The organism is Bradyrhizobium sp. UFLA05-125 (genome assembly GCF_059803515.1).
Map to the genome: position 1 here is coordinate 16,063 of NZ_JBANBJ010000001.1, position 24,686 is coordinate 40,748.

The following is a 24,686-nucleotide window of genomic DNA, read 5'->3' on the forward strand; positions in this document are numbered from 1 at the left end:
CCCGGTCAAGCCGCTGGAGTGACATGGATCCTAGAGTGTGACGTGGAGGCTCCATGAGGCTCAGCACACTTCTGACCGCTCTTGCGCTGGCAACTGCCGTGATTTCGCATGCGCTTGGACAGGCCAACAGGATGCGTGGCGACAAGGCCGCATCCGAGCTGATGGCCGCGCTTCAGTTCCGGCACATCAAATTGTGGTCTGCCGGCCGCCTCGGAAACTGGCCGCTCGCGACCTACGAACTCAACCAGATCGAAGCGGCCCTCGGGCGCGTGGCGCAGCCGACGGGCCGCGCCGATCAGGCCGCCGTGGCGATACAGACCTTGCGCAGTGCCGTCGATGCCAAAGACGCCGCGGCTTTCACCAAGGCGTATGGCGATCTGACCAATGGCTGCAACGCCTGCCACCGCGCCGAGGGATATGGCTTCATCACGCTTCAGGTTCCGGCGAGCTCGCCTTTCACGGATCAGCTCTTCGTCGACCAGCTCGCCGAGGCGCGCGGGCTGGCGCGCTCGATCTGCGGTAACTGCCATGTGGTCTCCGACAGGCCGAATGAACAGCCGGACTCGCGCATCCCGGCGCCGAGCTTCCCCGACCTCGCGAGTCGCCCGTCATTCTCCAGCGACGACCTCAGGCAGCTTCTCACCTCCGGTCATCGTTACCTCGGACCGAACCAGTCCATGCCGAACCCGCGACTTGCCAGTCACCAAGTCGAGGCCATCGTCGCGTTGTTCGAGACGTTGCGGGCGGAACGCTCCCGGTAAGGCCGGCATCCACGCCATTCTGAAAGGAACGGCCGCAGCATCCATAAGGGGCGGGCGGCCGGAAGTGGAGTAGGGAGGATGTTTAGCAGAGCCGTTATGCATGATTGGGAATTACGTGCATTGATCCGCGTCAATCGGCTAAGAATGGTTCGCAACTGAACCGAAGGTCCGCGCGCCATGAGTTTTCACTCGATCTACGCCCATGGATTTGCGCGCGTGGCCGCCTGCGTCACGACCTCGCACGTGGCCGATCCCGCGGCCAATGCTGCGGCGATCGTGGCGGCCGCGGGCGCATGCCATGGGCAGGCGGTGGCGGTCGCCGTTTTCCCCGAACTGTGCCTGTCCGGCTATGCGATCGAAGACCTCGTCATGCAGGACCCGCTGCTCGATGCGGTCGAGCGCGGCCTTGAGGCGATCGTCGAGGCGTCATCGGCCCAGATGACCGTACTGATCGTCGGCGCGCCCCTGCGCCATGGCGCGCGCATCTACAATTGTGCCGTGGTCATCCATCGCGGCAGCATCCTCGGCGTCGTTCCCAAGACGTACCTGCCGACCTATCGCGAGTTCTACGAAGGCCGCCACTTCGCCTCCGGCGCCGGGGTCGTCGGCGAGGCGATCGCGGTCGGCGACCTGCGCGCGCCGTTCGGCGTCGACCTGCTGTTCGTGGCGGAGGACGTCACGGGCCTGACCATCGGCGTCGAGATCTGCGAGGACATGTGGATCCCCGTCACGCCGGCCTCCGAGCTGGCGCTTGCCGGGGCGAGCGTGCTGATCAATCTCTCGGGCAGCCCTATCACGATTGGCCGGGCACGCTCACGCGCACTATTGTGCCAATCGACCTCCGCGCGCTGTCTTGCCGCCTATGTCTATGCCGCCGCGGGCGCGGGCGAGTCGACGACGGATCTGGCCTGGGACGGCCAGACCTCGATCTACGAGAACGGCGTGCTGCTGGCCGAGGGCGAGCGGTTCCGGCAAGGCGGGCAGATCACGACCGCTGACGTCGATCTCGACCTGCTGCGGCAAGAGCGTTCGCTGATGGGAACGTTCGATGACAACCGTCGCCAGCGCGAGGCAAGCTTCCGCAAGATCTCCTTTGCCTTGAAACCGCCGGTTGCCGATATCGGCTTCCTGCGCAAGGTCGAGCGCTTTCCCTTCGTGCCGAGCGACGAACATCTGCTCGAGCACGACTGCTACGAAGCCTACAACGTCCAGGTCGCCGGCCTCGTGCAGCGGATGCGCGCGACTGGGACAAAACGCGTCGTGATCGGCGTGTCGGGCGGGCTCGATTCCACCCACGCCCTGATCGTCGCCGCCAAGGCAATCGACTTGCTGGGTCTGCCGCGCGAAAACATCCTCGCCTACACCATGCCGGGATTTGCCACGGGCAGCGAGAGCAAGTCCAACGCGCTTGCGCTGATGAAGGCGCTGCAGACGACCTGGCAGGAACTCGACATTCGCGCCACGGCGACGCAGATGCTGAGGGATATCGGCCATCCCTTCGGCAAGGGCGAAAAGGTCTACGACATCACCTTCGAGAACGTGCAGGCGGGTTTGCGCACCGACTACCTGTTCCGCCTCGCCAACCATCACGGCGGCATCGTCATCGGCACCGGCGACCTGTCGGAACTCGCGCTCGGCTGGTGCACCTATGGCGTCGGCGACCAGATGGCGCATTACAACGTCAATGCCGGCGTGCCAAAAACGCTGATCCAGCATCTGATCCGCTGGGTGATCGCCTCGAAGCAGTTCAGCGATGATGTCAACCGAACGCTGGGATCGATCCTCGCCGCCGAGATCTCGCCGGAACTCGTTCCCGCCAAGCCCGGCGAGAAGCCGCAAAGCACGGAGGCCGCGATCGGCCCGTACGAGCTGCAGGATTTCAACCTGTTCTACACGCTTCGCTTCGGGTTCCGTCCGTCGAAGATCGCCTTCCTGTCGCTGCATGCGTGGAAGGATGTTGCCGGAGGTGAATGGCCGCCGGCCTTCCCGAACGACCGGCGCAGGGCCTATGCGCTTGCAGACATCCGCCACTGGCTCGAGGTGTTCCTGCGGCGCTTCTTCGCATTCAGCCAGTTCAAGCGCTCGGCGATGCCCAACGGTCCAAAGGTTTCGGCCGGCGGCTCGCTCTCGCCGCGCGGCGACTGGCGCGCGCCGTCCGACTCCAGCGCCGCTGCCTGGCTCGACGACCTCGAGCGCAACGTGCCAAAGTGATGAAGACGGACGAAAAAAGAGGGTAGGCTGATGGCGGCCGAACCTGGGCCGGAAACGGCCGACAATCACACCGGGGTCGTCAACGGCCTCTACATTTTCGAGATCGAGATGCGCGATGGCAAGCGCGGCCAGGCCAAGGGCGTTGCCGTGCTTTGCGACGGTCGCATCTTGGGTGGCGACAGCTATTTCTACTACACAGGCCACTACACCTTCCGGAAAGGCAAGTGGCGCGGCGAGATGACGGTCAATCAGCACACCGAGGCGGTCGGCAAGCCGCTGGCGTTCGCGGGCAGGGAGGTTACCTGCGGCTTCTCCGGCGTGTATTCCGCAGGCGGCGCCGAGGTCGAAGGCATGGCGCTGGTCGGCAAGACCAGCGTAACGTTTACGGCGCGGTTGACTCTGAAAGAGGCGATGTAGGCGCGGCGGCGTATCGCCGAGATACGGGATTGAAGGTCGCCGCGCGCCTTGCGCTGTTCCTGCTGTCGGACAAGGGGCAGGACATTCTTGCCGTGCATCGCGGCGACGTCGTGATTGCTCAATCCCGAATGTCAGAGTCGAATCTTCTGTCGCGAATGAGATCGATCCCTGTGGGCAAACATGGCGCAAGTCTCGCCCAATGGGTAACCGCCGGCTGCCAATCGGTCAGCCGTGGTCGCAAAAAGCCGGACATCACCCGAAAGGCGTCGCCGGTCCAATATCCGATCGCAACCTCACTTTTGCCTATGAGCTTGAGACTTGGTGGCTGGCCGGCTGCTGACACGATCAACAGCAGGCGCTCCTTCGCTGGTGGGATTTGAAGCGGGTAAACGTTCCATTCAATTGTGTGTAACGTTCGCTGGGTCACGGCCGGATTTGCTCCTAAATCCCATCCTCAGGTAGCCAAAGCAGGGCGCTCCAAGGTGATCGAAGGTCGCTCGCTTCCGGCGGCACAGCGGGCGCACCGGACTTGTCGTTGGCGTAGCCGGTCGCGAATGACCCAAGCGATCTGCAACGTTCAGCGACAAACCAGCACGGGCGTTTTCGCGTAGGTCAGCACCTTGTTTGTCACACTGCCCATTAGAAGCATGGAAAGTCCGCTGAGCCCATGCGACGACATTACAATGAGATCGCAGCCTTTGTCCTGGGCTGCTGCGATGATGGCTTGATGCGGTTGCCCGTTCTCCACCTGAATCGTCTCGCAGGAAACGCCAGCCTCCCTGGCCGCATTTGCCACGTGATCCAACACGCTCGCGAAGTCGCCTGTCACTGCAAAAAGCGGTTCCACAACGTTGATTACGAATACCTTGGCGCCAACGAACTTCGCCAACGCCAACCCATGCGCCACCCCATGCTCCGCCAGCACCGACCCATCTGTCGGAATGAGAATATGCCGGTACATGCTTCACTCCCGATTGTCTGAACGTAAAGCTGCCTTCCGAAGGTAGGTTGGGCCCGCGTTTCGGATAAAGTCTTGCGATACATCAATCGGCCAATCGTGCTGCGACCGACATGTCGGCGCGTGGCTCACCGCGACATTTCGAGGCGAGACGACTGCCTTCTCTGTATTTGCAGCCACGGACTTTAATGGGAGCAGATATCCTCGAATGGAGCGGTCGCGCGTACTCCTTAGTTCTCATGCTCTTCAAAAGACCGAGAAACCGATGGGCCCAGACAAAAAGAAAGGCCGCCTGCGTTGCCACTAGCGGCCCAAGTCTAGGGAGGAAACGCCCAAGGAGGGCAGCGATAGCGGGAGGGCTACCGCTACTCTGTAGATAAGACGATCGCGATTGCGGCTCAATTGAAACTCGGTGAACGTCGGTCATCTAAACGGGTAACGGACCTATACGAAGGTTTACGTGCTCGCCGCCCTTAAAGCCGTCCTTCTGGGCCCGCGTCTGATTAGCGCCAGCGGTGGCCGCCCCAAAACGGATGAAGCTTGCTCCGAGTTAATCTGCCTTACCAGAAAGATATTTGCAGCGGCGCGCGTTCTGCGGTTGACCGTGGTGTTTCCTTGGCAGCCTGGCCTCCTCGCCGCTCGAGGGGCTCTTTAGTTGAATAAACACTCGGCCCGGAGCCCCCAGTTCCTCCGGGCCGTTTTCCTTATCCGGATGCGTCTAGGTTGCGATCGGGAGCGGCGACAGTTTTGTATGGGACCTCATGTCGATTCCACGGGAAGAATTCGATCCTCTTGCCGCCGTCGTTGACTGGCTCGATGCCTGCCGACGGGGAGACCTAAACGCTCTGCTCGATCTGTATGATGAGCGCGCGGTCATGGAATGCGGCTGCGAGGGCGTGACCTTGACGGGACGAAATTCGATCGCGGGCTATTGGGCACCGAAGCTCGAAAGCAGGTGCTCCTTTAGCCTTGACGATGTGGTCCTGACCGGCCACGGGGTTCAGATCGATTACCAGAGCTATGAAGGCAAGCCGGTCCGCTTTTACTTTCGCTTCGATCGCTCCAATAAGATTATCTACACGAGTTGCAGCCCATTGATCGGTTGCGCTGCAAGAATCTCATCCAACTGAAGACGCTCGACCTTGCCGGTGACAATCGGCGACGATGGCGTCGCCCGTCTTCGTCACCGCCTTGGTCGGGTCGCCGCGCGATATAGACATCGTCGAAACCGAAATCACCAGCCCAGGGTCACCGCCGTTGTCCCCATGCTTGCGGAATGGTAGCAATTCCCCCATGGCCGAAGGCGACCCCATCCGCATCATCCCTCACCGTGGCGTAGACGATGACTGCGGAAGTCTGGAGGTATGGTTCGCGGACGGACGGAAATCGGTCAGGTTCTATTGGGACAACCTTGTCTCACGCCGGTTGAGCGGTAACACCCTCACGCGAGAGCAGGCCACCGAGAAAGCCACGGCGCTGGCGAGGGCTGAGATAGACAAGCTGGATAACCCCGATTGAGAGCCCGGCTCAGCCGCACGCGGTCCGGAGTGCGCCCCGCTGGCGCGTTCTTCCGCCCGGTCCGCCAACAGAACCGGGCAAGCCCGGCACGCATTAGCAGCCTTTCCTCAAGGCTCGACAGATCGGGACACAAAGGCTGACGCATCAGGCCCATACCGCTCATTTCAGCCATTACGGTTCCTGTGAATGGCTCACGTCGCATTGGCGGGATCAGTGTTTTTTGCGTCGTCTTTGCTGGCGGCTCAGCCGTTTGGCGTTTGCCGCGACCCGTTTTCGGTATTGACGCACAATCTCATCGCTCGAGGCGCCTGCCATGAGGCTTGCGCCCGCTTTGGCGGCCGCCTGTATTTTTTCGCTGACCATGCGCTCGGCTTCACGCTGGGCGCCCTTGCCGCCTCGCATCAGCTTCGCCAGACGCAACCCGATCACGCGGTTTGACTCCAGCGCCAGCATCATCCAGTCCCGCATTTTTCTCGATTTCCCTGGCAGCATCCTGACCGCCTCCTAAAGAGAAACTCGGCAGCTTTACTGAAGGTTCTACGCATTTCCGAGACCGCCACGCTCGACCAAGCTTTCACGAGATGAGCTTGCATTCTTGCTCGGCTTCCGGCGCGGCTGCACCCCCGGATTGGACTTCCCGTGGTTGAGCGCCCGCATGATGCCGATCCGGGCGAAGGTCGTTGGGCCACCTTACTGCGCCACAAGGATCAGCGCCTCTGTCGGTAGATGACAGCAGTGCTTTGTTGTCCACAGTGTCAATCGCGATACACAGAATCGGCGCGACTCGTCGTAGGCTTTTGCCGCGTCTTCATGGCGCGTTTTCTCCCTTAGCCTTGGGCCCGTCGCGAATGGCGGGCTTCCTTAAACGCGAAGGTGACATAGAAGCGAGCTCGTCAAGCGCAGTGAAGCACCTTCTTAGCATGCTACCAGCAAGGAAGCTTACATGCATCGTTGCAGGCTCGACGGGGGACTAGGCGGAACTCCAGTTCGATTGGCGTGGTTTGTACATTGCGGAGGAGGGGCGATTATGTTGGACGCTGCCACGCTGCGCGAAGACCTTGCCGCCTTGGAAAAGCAAATACGGTTCAATCCCAACGACTACGATCTGATCAAGAAATACCTGGCATATGCTCGCAAGGTTCGTGAGATTGAATATTGTGAGAATGGTTATGTCACTGCACGGAAGCAGCCATCCAAAAATGCAAGCTCCGAGAACTCGATTGCTGCTGGCCGACGGCTAATTGATTGCGCGGAACTGGGAGCCTTTACCGCGACATGAAAGCCCAACCCGTCGGCCCACAAGGCCGCCGGGTTTGTTTTTTGGCTAGCTGTCCCGGCAGGAAATACCGAAGTTATCGCAGGTGAGTGCGAAGGCTTTTTTTGCCTTGGCGTCCTCGAAGCAAAAGAGCGTGCCGATGTCGGCGCGGTCGATATGCCAGTCCACTTTATTTTCTTTGGCGATGCGAGAGGCTTCGCCGCGCAGGAGATCCAGTTTTCTTCCCGCCGCAAAAACGATCAGGCAATTTTCTTTTAGCATTATTGCCATCCTCCAATATCAATCGGTACGCAATAACCTGCCTCTGCTTTGCCGATGTGAAATATGAATTAAATCACAGTGGATTCCGTTTCCATTGATTGAGGGAAGGCCCGCCAAGGCTGGAGGGAGCGGGTCTTCACCCCAAGCACAAGGCCGCAACTTTCCCCTGCGGCCCCGTCCCAAAGCTAGCCTGGGCCTGATTGCTTACCAAAGTCTCTATGATCTGCGGATATTGCGCGAGATTTCTGACAAAAGAGCAATGGCAATCGGTTTCAGCCGAGGGTGCGACGCTGGCGCCAACAGCAAACCGCCGATCATAAGCAGCGCTCTCGTTTCTTCCGGCTCTCGTATGCTTCAGCCGTTACAGGCTCACACGGGCGAGGACAGCGGCAACATCCGCGTTACGATCCGGCAGCTCATCCGACGAGACAGTCGGCGACTATCGATCCGCCACTTGCCGCGAAAGAGCGGGGCGTCGTTTACGCGGCCTTGATTGAGGCCGGAGATCCGAATTTCACTAAGATTGTCGAGCAATCAGTGTGAGCGGGAAAATCGGAGGAGCAGCATGGCCATTGTCTTTATCACCGGCAGCGCGGATGGGCTGGGTCGAGCGGCAGCGGAGTCGCTTCTAGATGACGGCCATGAAGTGGTGCTGCACGCCCGTTCGGCCGATCGCGCCGCGACCATCGCAAATCTCGCCTCGCGCGCCGCAGGGGTCGTGGTCGGTGATCTCCGCAGCGGGGCCGAGACCAGAAGCATCGCAGATCAGATCAACGCGATCGGGCGCATGGATGCGGTCATCCATAATGCGGGCGTCTACTCGGAGCGCAGCCGCGGTTCGACACCTGAGGGACATGCTGCCACCCTCGCAATAAACACCCTGGCGCCGTACATGCTGACGGCGCTGATCAAACGCCCCGAACGAACAGTGTATCTTAGCAGCGGTCTGCACCGCGGCGGGGAGGGTTCGCTGGCCGACGTGGACTGGACGAAGCGGCCCTGGGATCCCGCACGGGCCTACGCCGAAAGCAAGCTGCATGTCGCCGCACTGGCTTTCGCGCTGGCGCGGCGCTGGCCGCAGGTCTTGAGCAACGCCGTCGATCCCGGCTGGGTACGCACGAAGATGGGCGGTCCAGGAGCGCCGGTAGATCTCGATACCGGACAGCGGACCCAGACCTGGCTGGCCGTAAGCGACGAGCCGGCCGCCTTGGTCAGCGGTCGTTACTGGCATCACCTCCAGCAGGAGCAGCCGGCCCGAGAGGCAACCGATCCAGAATTTCAGGACCGGCTCATCTCCAAGTTGGGCGAACTGACTGGTGTCGCGCTTCCTCAGGCTTAGTGGATCGCGGGCCTTTCGAGCCGGTTTCGAAATACGGCGCGGCGCGAAGTGCTTGCAGGCGCGATGCGGAAGGGCAAAGGGATTTTCGATGCGTTCCAGTCGGGGATGAGCTGCCACGAGGTCCGGAGTGCCTAGGAGTCCGGACCTCGTGACTTCATCCCCGCCCCATGGCGCCCCCGCCCATGTGACGCGGCCAGGAAAGTGTGATGCGCGTTGGCCGTCGATCGCGCGGAGATACGTGAAATTTGAGGACGTTGATATCCGCGTCATTACGGACGTGAACTGCCGTCCCGGTGCGACGCGAGCGTGTGCTGAGGCCCACGCGATGTCCACATCTCCCTGAACGTCGGGAACCTGCCCTTCACCGGCCTGTCACTGAACTGCGTTAGCGCTGCCGATGTCATCACGCGATGGCCAAGGGAGTTCAAGACATGTCCGCTGTGCTGCCTGTGCTGGGCGCTGCCCTGTCCATCAAATCGATCCCTGCGCATCGCGACTGGCTCCTCGAACGCCAGCGCGACCTCGAGATCCAGGACTTCTTCCGCGCCGACCTGCTTGATAGCGACTGGCGCGCCACTGCGAGCGAGATCAAGAAGATGCTCGCTGGCCACACCGGACGGCTCGGCATCCACGGCCCGTTCTGGGGCTTCACGATCGACAGCCACGATCCGATGATCCGTCAAGCCGTCGCAAAACGGCTGCTTCAGGGGCTGGACGCGGCCGAATTTCTCGGCGCAACGCAGATGGTGATCCATTCGCCCTTCACGACCTGGGATCACAACAATCTCGATCTCTATCCCGAGAGCCGCGGTAATCTGGTCGAGCGGGTGCGCTCGACGCTTGCCGAAGTGATCGCGCGGGCCGAGCAAAGCGGCTGCGAGCTCGTGATCGAGAACATCGAGGACAAGGATCCCCGCGATCGCGTGCGCCTTGCGAAAGCGCTCGAGAGCCCGAAAGTGCGCGTCTCGCTCGACACCGGTCATGCCAACTACGCCCATGTTTCCACCGGCGCGCCGCCGGTGGACTACTACGTCGATGCGGCCGGCGACATGCTGACGCATGTGCATCTCCAGGACACAGACGGCTTCGCCGACCGCCATTGGGCGCCGGGCGAGGGCAACATCCGCTGGACCGCCGTGTTCCGTGCGCTGGGACGGTTGAGCTCCAATCCGCGGCTGATCCTCGAGCTGCGTAATCACGATCACGTCCGCGGGGGAGCGGCGTATCTCAAGTCGCTCGGTCTCGCTGAATAGCTAACGCCAATAAGGGCAGGGGTCTTCGTCATGAGCAAGCTCACCCGTCGCACCATCCTGAAATCCGGCACGGCTGCCGCCGGCACGCTGCTCCTGCCGCGGTTCGCGATCGCGCAAGGCGACAACCGCCCGTCGGTCACGATCGCGGTGCAGAAGGTAACGAACGCGAACGTGCTCGACGTGCTGCGCGAGCAGTCGAACGTCGGCGAACGCGTGTTCTTCTCGTCAATCTGGGAAGGCCTGATCTCCAAGAATTTCCGCGGCAATCTTGAGGCCGTGCCGGGGCTTGCGACCGAATGGCGGCGGATTGACGACAAGACCGTCGAGGTGAAACTGCGCCAGGGCGTCAAGTTCCATAATGGCGACGAGCTCACGGCGGAAGACGTCGTCTTCACTTTCAGCCGCGAGCGCATGTTCGGTGAGACCGAGGCGAAGAGCCGCACCACCATCCAGGCGTTCGAAAAAATCCCGACGCCGCGGCCCGGCAAAGAATTGCCGCCGGATGTGCCGGCAGTGGCGCGCCGCATCTGGCCGGACCTCGTGCGCGTCGACGCCGTCGACAAATACACCGTGCGCTTCTCCAACGCGACGCCCGACGTCACCATCGAAGGTCGGCTGTCGCGCTACGGTTCCGACATCATGAACCGCCGCGCCTGGGACGAAGCCGCGAGCTATCTCGACTGGGCGCGCAAGCCGGTCACGACGGGTCCCTACAAGGTTGTCGAGCTCAAGCCCGACGTCTCGCTGACGCTGGAAGCACATGACGAATATTGGGGCGGCCGTCCGCCGCTGAAGCGCATCCGCTTCCTCGAAGTGCCCGAGGTCGCGAGCCGCATCAATGGCCTCTTGTCGGGCGAATATCAGTTCGCCTGTGACATCCCGCCGGACCAGATCGCCGGCATCGAGAAGAACGCCGCGTTCGAGGTGCAGGGCGGCACCATCCTCAATCACCGCCTGACCGTGTTCGACAAGAACCACGCCCAGCTCGCCAATCCGCTGGTGCGTCGCGCTTTCACCCATGCGATCGACCGCCAGGCGATCGTCGACAGCCTCTGGGCCGGCCGCACCCGCGTGCCGAAGGGACTTCAGTGGGAGTTCTATGGCGACATGTTCATCGCCGACTGGAGCGTACCGGCTTACGATCCGAAGCTCGCGCAGGATCTGTTGAAGCAAGCCAATTATAAAGGCGATCCGATTCCCTATCGGCTGCTCAACAACTACTACACCAACCAGGTCGCGACCGCGCAGATCCTGGTCGAGATGTGGAAGTCGGTCGGCCTCAACGTTCAGATCGAGACCAAGGAAAACTGGTCGCAGATCATGGAGCGCGGCGACACGCGCGCGGTGCGCGACTGGTCGAACTCAGCGGCCTTCAATGATCCCGTTTCGTCGATGGTCGCCCAGCACGGGCCCAACGGTCAGCAGCAGCAGATCGGCGAATGGACCAATGCGGAGCTGAACAAGCTCTCCGAGTTGTTGGAGACCTCGACTGATCGGGAGGCCCGCAAGAAGGCGTTCGCCCGCATGCTGGCGATCGCCGAGCGCGAGGACCCCGCCTATACGGTGCTGCACCAGAACGCGACCTTCACCGCCAAGCCCAAGTCGATCAAGTGGAAGGCCTCGCCGGCGTTCGCGATGGACTTCCGCGCCGGCAATTTCGAGGCGTAAGCCGTGGTGCCGCCGCTGGTCAGCATCCAAGGCCTGAGCGTCGCCTTCAACGGCGTGCCCGTGCTGCACGGCGTCGACCTCTCCTTGCGCAAAGGCGAGGCCGTCGGTCTCGTCGGCGAGTCCGGGTCGGGCAAGTCGGTGACTTGGCTTGCCGCGCTCGGCCTGTTGCCACGTCACGCGCGGGTCGCGGGCTCGGTGCGGCTGGATGGACATGAAATCCTTGGCGCACCCGCCACGACACTCGATCAGGTGCGGGGCGGGCGCATCGCCATGATATTCCAGGATCCGGCAAGCGCGCTCAATCCGGTGCTGACCATACGCAAACAGCTTTGCGAGGCCTTGGCGCTGCATCGCGATCTCTCGGGCGAAGCCGTGAAGGCGGAAGCGCGGCGGCTGCTCGATCTCGTCGGCATCCCCGATGCGGCGCGGCGGCTTTCGGCCTATCCACACGAATTCTCCGGCGGGCAGGTCCAACGCATCATGATCGCGATGGCGCTGGCTGGAAACCCCGATCTGCTGATCGCGGACGAGCCGACCACGGCGCTCGATGCGACGATTCAGGCGCAGATCCTGGAGCTGCTCTCCGCGGTGCGCCGCGAGATGAGCATGGCGATGGTGCTGATCAGCCACGATCTCGGCGTCGTTGCGGAGAACTGTGACCGCGTCGCCGTGATGTATGCCGGCCGCATCGTCGAGGAGGCGCCGGCGGCGGCGCTGTTCGACGATCCCTGGCACCCCTATGCGCAAGGCCTGATCGGCGCGCTGCCGCCGCTGGACGGGCCACGCCGCAGACTGACGGCGATTCCGGGAACCGTTCCCGATCCGTCAAAAATGCCGGCGGGCTGCGCGTTTGCGCCGCGCTGTGCCTTGGTGGCCGAGCAGTGCGCTTGCGGTGCGCCCAGCCTTGCGCCGCTCGGCGATGCGCGCGCTGTCGCCTGCGTCCGTGCCGAAGCCTCGCGCCGTGCGTTGCTTGGGATCGCCGCGGAATGAGCGCGCCGTTCGTCGAGGTCGCCGCGATCTCGCGGACCTACATGATGCGCTCAGGCATGTTCGGACGGAGCACGGCGGTGCACGCGGTCGACGGCGTATCGTTCTCCATTCGTAAGGGCGAGACGCTTGGCCTCGTTGGCGAGTCCGGCTCCGGCAAGTCGACGACGGGCCGCATCGTGCTCGGGCTGGAGACGCCTGACGGCGGCGTGGTGCGGTTCGACGGCAAGCCCATGGCTGCGTTGGGGTCATCGAAATGGCGCGCGCAGCGTGCGCGCCTGCAGATGATCTTTCAGGATCCGCTGGGGGCGCTCGACCGCCGCCTGTCCGTCGCCGACCAGATCCGCGAGCCGCTCGAAATCCACGGTCTGGGCGCCAGGGCCGAGCGCGAGGCGCGCGTGCAGGAATTGCTGCGCGCGGTCGAGCTCAGTGAGCAGCACGGCCGGCGTCATCCGGGCGCGCTTTCCGGCGGGCAGCGTCAGCGCATCGTGCTAGCGCGCGCGCTTGCGACGCGCCCCGATTTCCTGGTGTGCGACGAGCCGGTCAGCGCGCTCGACGTTTCGATCCAGGCGCAGGTGGTAAACCTGCTCGCCGATCTTCAGGCTCAGCTTGCGCTGACCATGCTCTTTATCAGCCATGATCTGCGCGTCGTGCGCCAGATCAGCAATGTCGTCGCCGTGATGTATCTCGGCCGCATCGTCGAAATCGGCAGCGCCGACGATCTTTTCGCCCGGCCGGAACATCCCTACACGCAGGCGCTGGTCTCGGCTTCGCCGGCGCCCGGCCGCCGCAGCGCGGACCGCATCGTGCTTTCGGGCGATCCGCCGAACCCCGCCGCGCGTCCCTCCGGCTGCGCCTTCCATCCGCGCTGCGCGCGCGCGATGGCGCGTTGCGCGACCGAGCCGCCGGCGCTTACTTCTGTTGCAAGCGACCGTCAGGTCGCCTGCCATCTCGTGACCGGGCCGCAGGCCGAGAGCCGGGATGCGGCGTGATGGGACGTTACTTCGCCATCCGCATCGGTCGCGCGCTGCTGACGATCATCCTCGTCGTCACCTTCGCCTTCGTCGTGCTGCGCCTCTCCGGCGATCCCTCGTTGATGATCCTGGGGCCGGAAGCACCTCCGGAGGTCCTTGCCGCCTTCCGCAAGGCCTGGGGTCTCGATGACCCCATCTGGATGCAATATGTCGACTACTTCGGTGCCATCGCCAAGGGCGAGCTCGGCCGCTCCATGCGCGACGGCCGGCCTGCGATTGAGCTCGTGCTGGAGCGGATCCCCGCAACGCTCGCGCTGACGCTGCCGGCTTTCGCCTTCAAGGTCGCGCTCGGCATTCCCGCTGGCATCTACGCTGCGCTACATCGTGGCTCGGCGATCGACCGTGCGGTGATGATCACGGCGGTTGCCGGCTTCACCGTGCCCAGCTTCGTGCTGGCGTTGCTGCTCGTGCTCGTCTTCGCCGTGCAGCTCGGCTGGCTGCCTTCGGGCGGGCAGGAGAGCTGGCGCCACGCGATCCTGCCGATCGCAACGCTCGGCCTCGGCGGCGCCGCGGTGCTGGCGCGCTTCACCCGCAGTGCGATGCTGGAGGTGCTAGGCCAGCCCTATATCCGCACCGCCTCCGCCAAGGGCGTGCCCTGGCGCAAGGTGGTGACGTCGCATGCGCTGCCGAATGCGGCGATTCCGACCGTGACCATTCTGGGCTTCATGGTGGGAACGCTGATCGCCGGTGCCGTGGTCGTCGAGAGCGTGTTCGCCTGGCCGGGCGTGGGGCGGCTGCTCGTCGTCGCCGTTGCCAACCGCGACCTCGCCGTCGTGCAGTGCATCCTCTTGCTGGTGGCGCTGACCATGGTCACGTCCAACCTGATCGTCGACTTCCTCTATGCCTTCCTCGATCCGCGGCTGCGCGCCAAGGCAGCCCACGCATGACCGACGCGACGCTGAAGGATACAGGCGTTGGCCGCCGCATCAGCTTCCCGAACATTCCGGTTTCGGTTGCGATCGCAGCGGCGTGGATCATCGCCATGCTGTTGGTGGCCGCTTTCGCCGAGAAGATCACCCCTTACGGCTTCACGCAGTTCGACCTCCGCAATCGCCTGGCGGCGCCCGGCAATCTCGCGCACTGGCTCGGCACCGACGAACTCGGCCGGGACGTGCTCTCGCGTCTGCTCGTGTCGATCCGCATCTCGTTGCTGATCGCGTTCGGTGCGACCGCGATTTCGGCCGTTGTCGGCACGACGCTCGGCTTCCTCGCCGCGCATTTCCGTGGGGCTATCGAGCAGCTCGTGCTGATGCTGTCCGACTTCCAGGCCAGTATGCCGTTCCTGATCATGGCGCTCGCTGTGCTCGCCTTCTTTGGCAATTCGCTGCCGCTCCTGATCGGCCTGATGGGATTGTTCGGTTGGGAACGCTATGCGCGCATTGCGCGCGGCCTTGCCATCTCGGCCAATGCGCAAGGTTACGCGGCCGCCGTCCGCCAACTCGGCGCGACGCCGACGCGGATCTACCTCAGGCATATCCTGCCCAACATCGCCTCGACCCTGATCGTCTCGACGACGCTGGTCTTCCCCGAGGTGATCCTCATGGAATCCGGCCTGTCGTTCCTTGGGCTGGGCGTGCAGCCGCCGATGACCAGCCTCGGCAACATGGTTGGCTATGGCCGCGAATATTTGACCCGGGCGCCCTGGATCATGCTGGCGCCGGCCACCACCATCGTGGTGACGACGCTGGCGGTCTCCATCATCGGCGACTGGCTGCGCGATAAGCTCGATCCGACCCTGCAATAGGGGCAAGTTGGGCTCCTGTAGTCCGGATGGAGCGCAGCGAAATCCGGGGCAGGTGCATCGGGCGAGACGGGTCCCGGATTGCGCTTCGCTCCATACGGGCTACGAATGAGGCCGCGCCCGCGCCGGGAGCAGGGGAGGCCTGCGAACGGCCGATCCGGCCCTGTCAGGCCCAAGTTCCCGTTGCGCCCTTCGGCGCCGTGCGCTATCCGGCCGGAAAGGTCTGAGGCGGCTCACAATTTCCCGCCAGGCTCAGCCAACCAGGACGGAAACCGCCATGCCAGCCTATCGCTCCCGCACCACCACCCACGGCCGCAACATGGCGGGCGCGCGCGGCCTCTGGCGCGCGACGGGCATGAAGGATGCGGATTTCGGCAAGCCGATCATCGCGGTGGTCAACTCCTTCACCCAGTTCGTGCCCGGCCACGTCCACCTGAAGGACCTCGGACAGCTCGTTGCGCGCGAGATCGAGCAGGCCGGCGGCGTCGCCAAAGAGTTCAACACCATCGCGGTCGACGACGGCATCGCCATGGGCCATGACGGCATGCTCTACAGCCTGCCGTCGCGCGAGTTGATCGCCGACAGCGTCGAGTACATGGCCAACGCCCATTGCGCCGACGGCCTCGTCTGCATCTCCAATTGCGACAAGATCACGCCCGGCATGCTGATGGCGGCTCTGCGGCTCAACATCCCCGCGGTGTTCGTCTCGGGCGGGCCGATGGAGGCCGGCAAGGTCAAGCTGCACGGCAAGACGCATGCGGTCGACCTGATCGACGCGATGGTCGCCGCCGCCGATTCCAAGGTCAGCGATGATGACGTCAAGGTGATCGAGCGCTCGGCCTGCCCGACCTGCGGCTCGTGCTCCGGCATGTTTACCGCCAACTCGATGAACTGCCTCACCGAGGCGCTGGGCCTCGCGCTGCCCGGTAACGGCTCGGTGGTCGCGACCCATGCCGACCGCAAGCGCCTGTTCGTCGAGGCCGGTCACACCATCGTCGATCTCGTGCGCCGCTACTATGAGCAGGACGATGCCAGCGTCCTGCCGCGCAACGTTGCGAACTTCAAGGCGTTCGAGAACGCGATGACGCTCGACATCGCGATGGGCGGCTCGACCAACACGGTGCTGCATCTGCTTGCGGCCGCCCATGAGGGACAGGTCGAGTTCACCATGCGCGACATCGACCGGCTGTCGCGCCGCGTGCCCGTGCTGTGCAAGGTCGCTCCGTCCGTCGCCGACGTCCACGTCGAGGACGTGCATCGCGCCGGCGGCATCATGGGCATCCTCGGCGAGCTCGATCGCGCCGGCCTGATCGACACCAAGGTTTCGACCGTGCATGCACCGACGATGGCCGATGCGCTTGAGCGCTGGGACGTCAAGCGCTCGAAGAGCGAGACGGTCCGCACCTTCTATCGCGCCTCGCCCGGCGGCATCCCGACCCAGGTCGCCTTCAGCCAGGAGCGCCGCTATGACGAGCTCGATCTCGATCGCGAGAAGGGCGTGGTGCGCGATCTCGAACACGCCTTCAGCAAGGACGGTGGCCTTGCCGTGCTCTATGGCAACCTCGCGCAGGACGGCTGCATCGTGAAGACCGCAGGCGTCGACGCCTCGATCCTGAAATTCTCCGGCCCCGCGCGCGTGTTCGAAAGCCAGGACGCCGCGGTCGAGGGCATTCTGGGCGGCAAGGTCGTTGCCGGCGAAGTCGTGGTCGTCCGCTATGAGGGACCGCGTGGCGGCCCCGGCATGCAGGAGATGCTCTATCCGACCAGCTATTTGAAGTCGGTCGGCCTCGGCAAAGCCTGCGCGCTCGTCACCGACGGGCGTTTCTCCGGCGGCTCCTCAGGGCTCTCGATCGGTCATCTGTCGCCAGAAGCCGCCGAAGGCGGCAACATCGGTCTGGTGCGCGACGGCGACCGCATCGCGATCGACATCCCGAACCGCAGCATTCAGCTCGAAGTCTCCGACGAGGAGCTGGGCAAGCGCCGCGCGGCCGAGGAGGCGCGAGGTGATGCGGCCTGGCAGCCGCAGAATCGCAAGCGCAACGTCTCGACTGCGCTGCAGGCCTATGCCGCACTGACCACCAGCGCCGCGCGCGGCGCGGTGCGTGAGGTCAAGCGCCGCTCCAACTGAGCGGCGTTATCGCGCGCTGCGATCCGCGGATCGCGGCATGCATAGTCAATGAAGCGTTAGCGGCCGGCCGCGATTGCGCGGCCCCGTTAAGGATGCCCCGACGAACTTTCTTCGATGCGGAGTTCACAGCGTATACAGCTGCGTGCCGACCCATCGATCCAAGTCATTTCCCGCGTAACTGGGGCACCACCACCATGTCTCGTACCATTGCCGTCGTTTTCGCCAGCGCAGCCGCCGCCATCGCCATGACGGGCGCAGCGTCCGCCGGCTGCTACAATTGCTACACCCCGCCGCCGTGCACGACCTGCTACCAGCAGCAATACGTGGCGCCGCAATATCGCACCGTTGATGAGACCGTGATGGTCTCGCCCGGGTCAGTCGTCGCCCATCGCACGCCCGCGCAGTATCGCACGGTGATGGTGCCGCAGACCGTGATGGTCGCGCCGCCTGGCGTGCAGTACGAGCGCATCCCGCCGCAATATGCGACCCGCCAGCGCGTCGAGATGGTCTCGCCCGGCTACTCCTATTACGCCCCAGTCGTCTCGCCCTGCGCATCCTGCGGCGGCTACTGAACCAGAATCGGAGCAGACAAAAAGCGCGGCGCCCTTGGCGCCGCGCTTTCGTTTGAAGCGAACGAGGCCCGGAGTTGGAGACCAGTCCAACCGGGCCTCGTAACCGGCGACGCCCTGGGCGGCGGCGCCGATGTCGGAATTGATCGTGTCCGGCCACGTGATGAGGGCCGTTGCAAGCTCCGCAACCTAAGCGGCCAAGCTGACAGCGACCTTACACGTGGTTCCGGTAGGCGAGGCGCTCGGAGAAGCCGTAGGTTCTGTTTGGGGAAGCGAGGTCCGGCATTGGAGGCAAATCCGAACCGGACCTCGCAGTCGCCAACCCCGCGGGGGAATCGACGACTCCGAGTAGATCGCATGGCAGGCTGACACCCGCCTGACGAGGCCCGCCAGCGTGAAGCGGCGGGCCCCTGTGTTCATCGCCTCAGCCGGCGGGCATGTGTTGCGAGATGCGATCACGCCTGCCTTCGATGGGGCCGCCGCTTCATGCGCGACCCGCCATGAGCGGGTTTATCATCTTCTCGATGACCTCGAACTGAGCTTCGGACAGGCGGTGATAGCCGCCGTCGCGTGAGTGTGGCGCAGGTCATAAAAGCGAATGCCTGGCAGGGAGTGCTTCCTGACCAGCCGCTTCCATTCGTTGATGACGCTGCCCCGAGATTGTGAAGGTCCCGAACGGAGTAATCCGCATTCACCTTTGGAGGTAGCGCCCGCTGCTCGAATGAAGCGTAGCCGGTTGCATCTTCTCTGCAATTATAAGCGCCTGTGCATGGTGCTAACGGTTGCCGGGCGCGACGCAAGCGAAATTACGATTAGCGAGGGGCTTGCCGAGCGCTACGTTTGCAGTGGAGTCCACGCGGGTCCGCTCAGAAAGGGAATTACGCAATGAATACGAAGCATGCCTCTGTTCAACTATCGCGCGCCAAGAATGCGCTGCAATTGATCAAGCGCTGCATCAAGGACGGTGAAGAGCACCAAGCGTTCACTCATGCGGGCGTCGCGCTCGACGCACTGTCACAGATCGAAGGCGATACCCTGCCTGACGACATCGTGATCCATTGGGACGATCGCGCAAACTACAACCGGTACAAAGTCGCCTGCGAAGTGCAGGACGTTGGCAACCTGCGCGCTCTCGCCCGCGAATTCGTCAAGGTCGTGGAGCGCGCCAGCGAAGAAACCCAATCGACGGAGGCGACGTGGCACGATGACGCTGTGACGCTGTTTGTCAATAAGCTGGAAAACTTGTGCAACTCAGAACGTCGCTTTAGCGAAGTCTACGCCAACTGCAAAAAGAAGATGGAGGCCCCAAGCAAAGCATCGAACGTGGTAACATTCTCACGGAACTGATCAGCGTGGCCGTTGACGTTGCGCCCACGATCACTGCAAAGGATGCGGCGAGACTGCAAGAAGCCGCCGCCGCACTCGACCTAAATCGATCCGTTCTCGGTAAACGCGCAAGCTGCGCACTAATAGCCTTGTCGCTGAACGGTGTGAGGTGTGCCCGCCGCGCAGGCATTCGATGCCCACCGCGAGCCATTTGAACACTGTCAGGCATCCGAACAGTAACGTCATCCCCATCGATCGCCAGCCAGTTGCGGGCTGGGTGGTTTACCACCTTGCCCGCGAATGGTGTTGAGTTGGGGAGGGACAGCCTCTTCCGGCGCGAGCCTTCCATCTGATGAGTGATGACGGTGCATAATCCGGCGATAGACAACGGGCTAATGGCAGCTATAAACAAGCCCGCGAAGTCGGCCACAGATGTTAGCAAAGCTGTTAGCGGAACTGCTTGGCGTGAAATTTAGGTGGCCTGTTTTCGTAATGAATTCAAAGAGTTGGAAGGGTGGCCGAGTGGTTTAAGGCACCGGTCTTGAAAACCGGCGTGCCCGCAAGGGCACCGTGGGTTCGAATCCCACCCCTTCCGCCAGTATATTGTTCTCCACTGTTCGTGGTCGTTCGAACTCCACAACAAAATCAGTGACTTGTGCCGGAAGGCTGTACTTCGCAGTTCGGCGATGTTCTCCCTAATTGGGTCACTGACCGTAGATTAGGCCCGTGGGTTCACCGCTCCTCCAAACTCAAAGGTCTAAGTGATTGTGTTAACTTGAGTGCTTGACCCTCGTGCAGGGGCGGCGCGTTCCTAGCTACGGCGACAAGCTACGGATGGCATCTCCAACAATGGCGCCTTCTGGCGGCAAAGCAGACATGTTGCAAGATGCCGGGTTTTTGCCAAGGCTCATCTGAGTCCAAGAAGAGGTAGCTTCAATCCGAGCCATTCTCGAGCGATGTCGCGACGGGCGTGATGCTTGCGCGGCTTTCGAACAGAAGAGGAAGGACGTGCTCAAGGAGCATCCGTGGCAAGATCAGCCCGAAGGTCATCGCTAGGACGACCAGAAATGCAGTGGCGCCGTTTGCGGCCAAGTTCGTCATCAGCGCCGCCGGCGCACGCGGCCCCATCGAGACCAACTCGACGACGGCGCTCGCTGCCTCGAATAGAAAGAAGCCTGGCATCATCGAGACAACCGCGGAAAAGCCGACTGCAGCGAATGGAAGATGCCGGCGATCGACCACCGGCGTGACGATGATGCTGACCAGCATACAGGCGGCGAGCGCCCCGGTCGCAACATTCGCCCCCGCGAGCGAGATCAGTGCCCAGCGTGCGGCATGCCCGAGCATGCCCGCTGCGATGGGGAGCGGTAGCATGCGCCACGGCATCGAGAAGAAGGTGCCGAAGGAGGCGACAGCGCATCCTGCCGCAATCACATCGGCCAGCAACGGCGCGGGCGCGGACGGTCTCGTGACCGGGAGTACTGCGCCGACTGCGGTGAAGCCCAACAGCAGGCCGAAGCAGATCATAAGCACGACGATGCCGGCGTAGGTCAGGCGAGCGATGCCAAGCGCGATGCGCGTGCGGACGAGGTCGATCGCACCGTTGAGAAGATGTGGGCCAGGCACCAGCACCATGCAGGGACAGAATGCGACGAGAGCGGTTGCGATCGGCTGATGCAAGCTGCTGGTAGAGACAGCGGCTACGATGCCGGCGATGAGGGCGGCACACAGCGGCTGGATGAACGGGCTGCTGCTGAAGCCTGATAGCCAGCGGCGGACCAGCGCGCCGAGCGCGGCACTTGCCGCGATCAGGATCAGGCTCGCCGGGTCTACTGCGCCGAAAATGATCCCGAGCGACGCCGCGCCTACGGCTGCCAATGAGGTGAAGCGGAATACGGAAACCGGTGGCAACCTCCCGGCCAGCAACAGGGCCGGCCGTACTTCCTCAACGCGTAGCGAGCCCTCGCACAGCCGGTCCACAATGGCCGTGATGGCAAGCACCCTGTTCATGTCGACGCCGAGTGGTTTCGCGGGAACTATCTGGGACAGAGATGTGCTTTCAAGCTCGACGATTAGCTTGTCCCAATCCGGGAGCACTCTCGCCGACACGCCCATAGCGCGTCCGAGCCGTTCGGCGGTGACGACCGTCCGCTCTGTGGTCTGCCCGTGAGTAAAGAGGAGGGTGGCTGCTAGTGCAACGATACCGAGTGCCGCCTCGTACGCCGAAGTTTCGAGGTCAGTTCGAGGTGTTCGAAGGACAACCGCCATTGGGAATCAGCCTCGAAGTTAGGATGCGATCCCGCGCCCCGGATCCGTGCCCTTCTAATGTCCGGCGCTCTGTCCGCCGTCGACGTGGAGGATCTCGCCGGTGGTGAAGGCGGCACCTTCGAGGTACAGCACCGCATCGACAACATCGCGCACCTCTCCCATCTGTCCGACCGGATGCAGCTTGGCCAGGAAGTCGTATGTTTCGGGTGCATGCATCGGCGTCTTGACAGCGCCGGGTGCCACGGCGTTAACGCGAATACCCTTGCTCGCATATTCGATTGCGAGCGACTTCGTTGCGGCGTTCAGGCCGCCCTTTGTGAGGGCGGCCAGAGCCGATGGCACGCTGCTGACCGCGTGTTCGTCGAGGCTGGTGCGCTCGCGGTATGCCCTGACCAAGGCCTCGCCGATACCCTGCGATGCGCCGGTGATGATAGCGACTTTCCGTTCTGTACCCATTTGGGGCCTCCATATTCTCGGCTGAATCGGCGGGCGGCGCCGCGTTGCTCGCTTGCCTACTGTGCGGTCCAGCCGCCATCGACGGAAATGGTCGTACCTGTGATCTGGTCTGCCGCAGGCGAGCAGAGGAAAGCCACGGTGCCGCCAAGCTGCGCGGGAGAGACGAAATCCAGAGATGGTTGCTTCTCTGCCAGAAGCTCCTTGGCCGCTTCCTTCTGATCGATGCCCCTTTGCGCGGCAATGTCGCTGATCTGCTTTTCGACCAACGGCGTTCGCACCCAACCGGGACAGACTGCGTTGCAAGTGACACCGCTGCCGGCCGTCTCCAGGCCGACCACTTTGGTCAGGCCGACCAGTCCATGCTTGGCTGCAACGTAGGCGGCTTTGTGTGTTGAGGCGACGAGACCGTGCGTTGACGCAATGTTGACGATCCGTCCCCAACGCTGCTTTTTCATCTGGGGCACCGCCGCGGCAATGCCGTGAAATGCTGCGGACAGATTGATCCCCAGGATTGCATCCCACTTTGCAGCCGGAAATTCCTCGACCGGAGCGGTGAACTGAATGCCGGCATTGTTCACCAGAATGTCGAGGCGTCCGAATCTCTCGACGGTCTCGGCGATCAATCCGCGTACAGCCTCCGCCTTTGACATATCGGCGCCGTCGTAGACGACGCTCACGCCGTGCTCGCCTTCGATACCGGTGCGGATCGCCTCAATCTCGCGAGCGTCGCCGAAGCCGTTCAACACCAGGCCGGCGCCGAGCTTGGCTAGCTCTTTCGCGATGCTCAGTCCGATGCCGCTGGTCGATCCGGTGACGATTGCTACTTTTCCCTTCAACATGATGCTTCCCTTCGATGTTTGAGACACAACAGAAAGACGGTCAGTGGGCGCCGCCGGCGTCGAGGCGGTCGGGCTTGGTGAGCATGAGCGCCGCCGCCAAGGCGACGATCTGCGAAATGCCGAGCAGATAGAAGGTGTCGCTGAAGCCGAGGATGAATGCCTGCTTCTGGATAACCTTGCCGATTGCGACATAGGCGCGGTGAGCGGCGTCGACGCGGTCGATCACGCCATGGCTTATAAAGTAGTGCGTGAGCTGATCGAGCCGGGTACGGGTCGCCTGCTCGAATAGCGTGACCTGCTGCGAGAGTATGTTGGAGTGATACTGCTCACGTTTGGTCAGCAACGTCTGCAGCGCCGCGATGCCGATCGCGCCGCCGAGGTTGCGCATCATGTTGAACAAGGCCGACGCGGACCCCGCGTTCTCCTGTTCGATTCCGGCGGTCGCGACCGCCGAGAGCGGCGCAAAGACGAGGGCTTGGCCAAATGCGCGGATGACGTTCGGCCAAAAAAGCTGATCGGCTGCATAGTCGTTGGTCATGTAGATATTCATGAAATTGGAGCCGCCGAACAGCACAAAGCCGATGCCGATGACAAGGCGCGGATCGAATCGCTTCATAAGACGAGGTACCAGCGGGATCAGCACGAGCTGAGGCAGGCCAGTCCATGCCAGCACCATGCCGATCTGCTCGGAGTTGTAGCCCTGGATGCGGGACAGATAGACCGGCAGGATATAGACGGAGCCATACAGCGATACGCCGAGCAAGAAATTCGCGAGCACGCCGAAGCCGAAATTGCGACGGAACAGGATGCGCAGGTTGAGCAACGGCTTGTTCGCGGTCAGCTCGATTGCGAGGAACAGCGTCAACGCGACCGCAGCTATCACCGCGAGGCGAACGATGAAAGGCGAGCCGAACCAGTCGTCCTTGTTGCCTTCTTCCAGGACGGTCTGAAGTGCCGCGAGCCCGATCGCCATGGTGATGATGCCGGTCCAATCGCCGTCTCGAAGCAGCGAAAGATTCATCGGCCTTGCTTCGAGAGAGAAGAAGAGCATGCCAATCATGATCGCGCCGGGCACGACGTTGACATAGAAGATGTATTCCCAGCCGAAATTTTCGGTGAGATAGCCGCCGATGGTCGGACCAATCGCCGGTGCGAATGTTGCGGAGATCGCAAACATTGCCAGCCCGATCGGCTGCTTTGCCTTGGGCAAAAGCGTGATGATGAGCGTGAATGCCATGGGGATCAGCACGCCACCGGTAAATCCTTGCACCGCCCGCAGCGCGATCATCTGCGGCAAATCCTGCGCGAGCGCGCAGGCTGCCGAGAACAGCAGGAACAGGAAGGCGTTGGTAAGGAGATAGATGCGGACCGAAAAGACCTGGGCAAGCCAGCCGCTGAGCGGAATCACCACGATCTCGGCGATCAGGTAGGACGTGGAGATCCACCCGCCGTCATCGATGCCCGCACCAATCCCGCCCTGAATGTCGGCAAGCGAGGCGTTGACGATCTGGATGTTGAGCACCGCCATGAACGCGCCCATCGTGGCTCCGATCACCGCGAGCCAGGTTTTTGCCGAGACGGCAGGAGCCGCTGGCAGCCGGTCTTCGCGGGCGGGAACGGCGTCGATGGTGGTGTGCAGTGTGGTCATGGTGGTCTCCTCGCATTCGAGGCCGGAT

The 24,686-nt window shown here is 62.8% G+C and carries 24 protein-coding genes, 1 tRNA gene and 1 pseudogene; 19 read left to right on the plus strand and 7 right to left on the minus strand.

Translation table 11 applies throughout. The annotated features are described in order from the left end of the window. Positions 1–53: 53 nt before the first annotated feature. The 4 genes from SO156_RS00105 (at position 54) to SO156_RS00120 (ending at position 3,769) form a co-directional block, all read left to right on the plus strand. Complete coding sequence (locus tag SO156_RS00105; RefSeq protein ID WP_498533435.1) at positions 54–761, plus strand: c-type cytochrome; 708 nt, start codon at positions 54–56, stop codon at positions 759–761. Positions 762–938: 177 nt separating this feature from the next. Beyond that, positions 939–2,972, plus strand: coding sequence for an NAD(+) synthase (locus SO156_RS00110; protein ID WP_498533436.1), 2,034 nt, complete (start codon positions 939–941; stop codon positions 2,970–2,972). A gap of 30 nt (positions 2,973–3,002) precedes the next feature. Continuing rightward, positions 3,003–3,389 carry a GrlR family regulatory protein gene (locus tag SO156_RS00115; protein ID WP_498533437.1) on the plus strand — a complete coding sequence of 129 codons (387 nt, stop codon included), beginning with the start codon at positions 3,003–3,005 and terminating at the stop codon, positions 3,387–3,389. 29 nt (positions 3,390–3,418) lie between these two features. Further along, positions 3,419–3,769, plus strand: a complete 351-nt coding sequence (locus SO156_RS00120; RefSeq protein WP_498533438.1) for a hypothetical protein — start codon at positions 3,419–3,421, stop codon at positions 3,767–3,769. A gap of 197 nt (positions 3,770–3,966) precedes the next feature. On the opposite strand, the gene SO156_RS00125 is transcribed toward SO156_RS00120, so the two are convergent. Beyond that, on the minus strand, positions 3,967–4,350 hold the full coding sequence (locus SO156_RS00125; protein ID WP_498533439.1) for a universal stress protein: 384 nt from the start codon (positions 4,348–4,350) through the stop codon (positions 3,967–3,969). 758 nt (positions 4,351–5,108) lie between these two features. Between SO156_RS00125 and SO156_RS00130 the strand changes: the two genes are divergently transcribed. Next, the gene (locus tag SO156_RS00130) at positions 5,109–5,477 is read left to right on the plus strand and encodes a YybH family protein (RefSeq protein WP_498533440.1); all 369 of its coding nucleotides are present in this window, start codon (positions 5,109–5,111) and stop codon (positions 5,475–5,477) included. 163 nt (positions 5,478–5,640) lie between these two features. Next, positions 5,641–5,865: a hypothetical protein gene (locus SO156_RS00135; protein WP_458145773.1), complete on the plus strand. Its 225-nt coding sequence runs from the start codon at positions 5,641–5,643 to the stop codon at positions 5,863–5,865. A 210-nt stretch (positions 5,866–6,075) separates the two neighbouring features. Here SO156_RS00135 and SO156_RS00140 read toward each other — a convergent pair whose 3' ends face one another. Further along, positions 6,076–6,357 (minus strand): hypothetical protein, encoded by a 282-nt coding sequence (locus tag SO156_RS00140; protein ID WP_498533441.1) that lies wholly within the window; start codon positions 6,355–6,357, stop codon positions 6,076–6,078. Between the two features lie 535 nt (positions 6,358–6,892). On the opposite strand from SO156_RS00140, the gene SO156_RS00145 reads away from it, so the two are divergent. Next, positions 6,893–7,144: a hypothetical protein gene (locus SO156_RS00145; RefSeq protein ID WP_498533442.1), complete on the plus strand. Its 252-nt coding sequence runs from the start codon at positions 6,893–6,895 to the stop codon at positions 7,142–7,144. 45 nt (positions 7,145–7,189) lie between these two features. Here SO156_RS00145 and SO156_RS00150 read toward each other — a convergent pair whose 3' ends face one another. After that, positions 7,190–7,402, minus strand: a complete 213-nt coding sequence (locus tag SO156_RS00150) for a hypothetical protein (RefSeq protein WP_458145776.1) — start codon at positions 7,400–7,402, stop codon at positions 7,190–7,192. A 565-nt stretch (positions 7,403–7,967) separates the two neighbouring features. Between SO156_RS00150 and SO156_RS00155 the strand changes: the two genes are divergently transcribed. The 12 genes from SO156_RS00155 to SO156_RS00210 all read left to right on the plus strand — a co-directional run bounded on the left by SO156_RS00155 (position 7,968) and on the right by SO156_RS00210 (position 20,045). Further along, entirely contained in the window at positions 7,968–8,741 is a 774-nt protein-coding gene (locus SO156_RS00155; protein ID WP_498533443.1) for an SDR family NAD(P)-dependent oxidoreductase, read from the plus strand. 431 nt (positions 8,742–9,172) lie between these two features. Beyond that, complete coding sequence (locus SO156_RS00160) at positions 9,173–9,994, plus strand: sugar phosphate isomerase/epimerase family protein (RefSeq protein ID WP_498533444.1); 822 nt, start codon at positions 9,173–9,175, stop codon at positions 9,992–9,994. A 30-nt stretch (positions 9,995–10,024) separates the two neighbouring features. Continuing rightward, positions 10,025–11,662 (plus strand): ABC transporter substrate-binding protein, encoded by a 1,638-nt coding sequence (locus SO156_RS00165; protein ID WP_498533445.1) that lies wholly within the window; start codon positions 10,025–10,027, stop codon positions 11,660–11,662. A gap of 6 nt (positions 11,663–11,668) precedes the next feature. After that, positions 11,669–12,652 carry an ABC transporter ATP-binding protein gene (locus SO156_RS00170; protein ID WP_498533820.1) on the plus strand — a complete coding sequence of 328 codons (984 nt, stop codon included), beginning with the start codon at positions 11,669–11,671 and terminating at the stop codon, positions 12,650–12,652. After that, positions 12,649–13,641 (plus strand): ABC transporter ATP-binding protein, encoded by a 993-nt coding sequence (locus SO156_RS00175; protein WP_498533446.1) that lies wholly within the window; start codon positions 12,649–12,651, stop codon positions 13,639–13,641. The genes SO156_RS00170 and SO156_RS00175 overlap by 4 nt, the downstream gene beginning before the upstream one ends. After that, positions 13,641–14,570, plus strand: coding sequence for an ABC transporter permease (locus SO156_RS00180; protein ID WP_498533447.1), 930 nt, complete (start codon positions 13,641–13,643; stop codon positions 14,568–14,570). The genes SO156_RS00175 and SO156_RS00180 overlap by 1 nt, the downstream gene beginning before the upstream one ends. Further along, positions 14,567–15,427, plus strand: a complete 861-nt coding sequence (locus tag SO156_RS00185; protein ID WP_498533448.1) for an ABC transporter permease — start codon at positions 14,567–14,569, stop codon at positions 15,425–15,427. The genes SO156_RS00180 and SO156_RS00185 overlap by 4 nt, the downstream gene beginning before the upstream one ends. Before the next feature lie 274 nt (positions 15,428–15,701). Further along, complete coding sequence (gene ilvD, locus SO156_RS00190; RefSeq protein WP_458145783.1) at positions 15,702–17,552, plus strand: dihydroxy-acid dehydratase; 1,851 nt, start codon at positions 15,702–15,704, stop codon at positions 17,550–17,552. 245 nt (positions 17,553–17,797) lie between these two features. Further along, on the plus strand, positions 17,798–18,124 hold the full coding sequence (locus SO156_RS00195; RefSeq protein WP_498533821.1) for a hypothetical protein: 327 nt from the start codon (positions 17,798–17,800) through the stop codon (positions 18,122–18,124). A gap of 391 nt (positions 18,125–18,515) precedes the next feature. Beyond that, positions 18,516–18,695: a hypothetical protein gene (locus SO156_RS00200; RefSeq protein ID WP_498533449.1), complete on the plus strand. Its 180-nt coding sequence runs from the start codon at positions 18,516–18,518 to the stop codon at positions 18,693–18,695. Positions 18,696–19,006: 311 nt separating this feature from the next. Continuing rightward, positions 19,007–19,468 carry a hypothetical protein gene (locus SO156_RS00205; protein ID WP_458145784.1) on the plus strand — a complete coding sequence of 154 codons (462 nt, stop codon included), beginning with the start codon at positions 19,007–19,009 and terminating at the stop codon, positions 19,466–19,468. Positions 19,469–19,955: 487 nt separating this feature from the next. Further along, positions 19,956–20,045 (plus strand) — tRNA-Ser (locus SO156_RS00210). A gap of 335 nt (positions 20,046–20,380) precedes the next feature. Here SO156_RS00210 and SO156_RS00215 read toward each other — a convergent pair. The 4 genes and pseudogenes from SO156_RS00215 to SO156_RS00230 form a co-directional block, all read right to left on the minus strand. After that, a complete protein-coding gene (locus tag SO156_RS00215; protein WP_498533450.1) occupies positions 20,381–21,715 on the minus strand; it encodes a threonine/serine exporter family protein in 1,335 nt (444 codons plus the stop codon). Positions 21,716–21,769: 54 nt separating this feature from the next. Beyond that, positions 21,770–22,087, minus strand: a pseudogene (locus tag SO156_RS00220) (SDR family NAD(P)-dependent oxidoreductase); the annotation flags it as partial. 140 nt (positions 22,088–22,227) lie between these two features. Next, positions 22,228–23,010 carry a 3-hydroxybutyrate dehydrogenase gene (locus SO156_RS00225; RefSeq protein WP_498533451.1) on the minus strand — a complete coding sequence of 261 codons (783 nt, stop codon included), beginning with the start codon at positions 23,008–23,010 and terminating at the stop codon, positions 22,228–22,230. Between the two features lie 40 nt (positions 23,011–23,050). Continuing rightward, positions 23,051–24,658, minus strand: a complete 1,608-nt coding sequence (locus tag SO156_RS00230) for an MDR family MFS transporter (protein WP_458145787.1) — start codon at positions 24,656–24,658, stop codon at positions 23,051–23,053. Positions 24,659–24,686: the final 28 nt, after the last annotated feature.

Coding starts and splice junctions, on each gene's coding strand:
- SO156_RS00105 (WP_498533435.1), top strand. CDS start 54: ATGAGGCTCAGCACACTTCTGACCGCTCTTGCGCTGGCAACTGCCGTG.
- SO156_RS00110 (WP_498533436.1), top strand. CDS start 939: ATGAGTTTTCACTCGATCTACGCCCATGGATTTGCGCGCGTGGCCGCC.
- SO156_RS00115 (WP_498533437.1), top strand. CDS start 3,003: ATGGCGGCCGAACCTGGGCCGGAAACGGCCGACAATCACACCGGGGTC.
- SO156_RS00125 (WP_498533439.1), bottom strand. CDS start 4,350: ATGTACCGGCATATTCTCATTCCGACAGATGGGTCGGTGCTGGCGGAG.
- SO156_RS00130 (WP_498533440.1), top strand. CDS start 5,109: ATGTCGATTCCACGGGAAGAATTCGATCCTCTTGCCGCCGTCGTTGAC.
- SO156_RS00135 (WP_458145773.1), top strand. CDS start 5,641: ATGGCCGAAGGCGACCCCATCCGCATCATCCCTCACCGTGGCGTAGAC.
- SO156_RS00140 (WP_498533441.1), bottom strand. CDS start 6,357: ATGCTGCCAGGGAAATCGAGAAAAATGCGGGACTGGATGATGCTGGCG.
- SO156_RS00145 (WP_498533442.1), top strand. CDS start 6,893: ATGTTGGACGCTGCCACGCTGCGCGAAGACCTTGCCGCCTTGGAAAAG.
- SO156_RS00150 (WP_458145776.1), bottom strand. CDS start 7,402: ATGCTAAAAGAAAATTGCCTGATCGTTTTTGCGGCGGGAAGAAAACTG.
- SO156_RS00155 (WP_498533443.1), top strand. CDS start 7,968: ATGGCCATTGTCTTTATCACCGGCAGCGCGGATGGGCTGGGTCGAGCG.
- SO156_RS00160 (WP_498533444.1), top strand. CDS start 9,173: ATGTCCGCTGTGCTGCCTGTGCTGGGCGCTGCCCTGTCCATCAAATCG.
- SO156_RS00165 (WP_498533445.1), top strand. CDS start 10,025: ATGAGCAAGCTCACCCGTCGCACCATCCTGAAATCCGGCACGGCTGCC.
- SO156_RS00175 (WP_498533446.1), top strand. CDS start 12,649: ATGAGCGCGCCGTTCGTCGAGGTCGCCGCGATCTCGCGGACCTACATG.
- SO156_RS00180 (WP_498533447.1), top strand. CDS start 13,641: ATGGGACGTTACTTCGCCATCCGCATCGGTCGCGCGCTGCTGACGATC.
- SO156_RS00185 (WP_498533448.1), top strand. CDS start 14,567: ATGACCGACGCGACGCTGAAGGATACAGGCGTTGGCCGCCGCATCAGC.
- ilvD (WP_458145783.1), top strand. CDS start 15,702: ATGCCAGCCTATCGCTCCCGCACCACCACCCACGGCCGCAACATGGCG.
- SO156_RS00195 (WP_498533821.1), top strand. CDS start 17,798: ATGACGGGCGCAGCGTCCGCCGGCTGCTACAATTGCTACACCCCGCCG.
- SO156_RS00205 (WP_458145784.1), top strand. CDS start 19,007: ATGAATACGAAGCATGCCTCTGTTCAACTATCGCGCGCCAAGAATGCG.
- SO156_RS00215 (WP_498533450.1), bottom strand. CDS start 21,715: ATGGCGGTTGTCCTTCGAACACCTCGAACTGACCTCGAAACTTCGGCG.
- SO156_RS00225 (WP_498533451.1), bottom strand. CDS start 23,010: ATGTTGAAGGGAAAAGTAGCAATCGTCACCGGATCGACCAGCGGCATC.
- SO156_RS00230 (WP_458145787.1), bottom strand. CDS start 24,658: ATGACCACACTGCACACCACCATCGACGCCGTTCCCGCCCGCGAAGAC.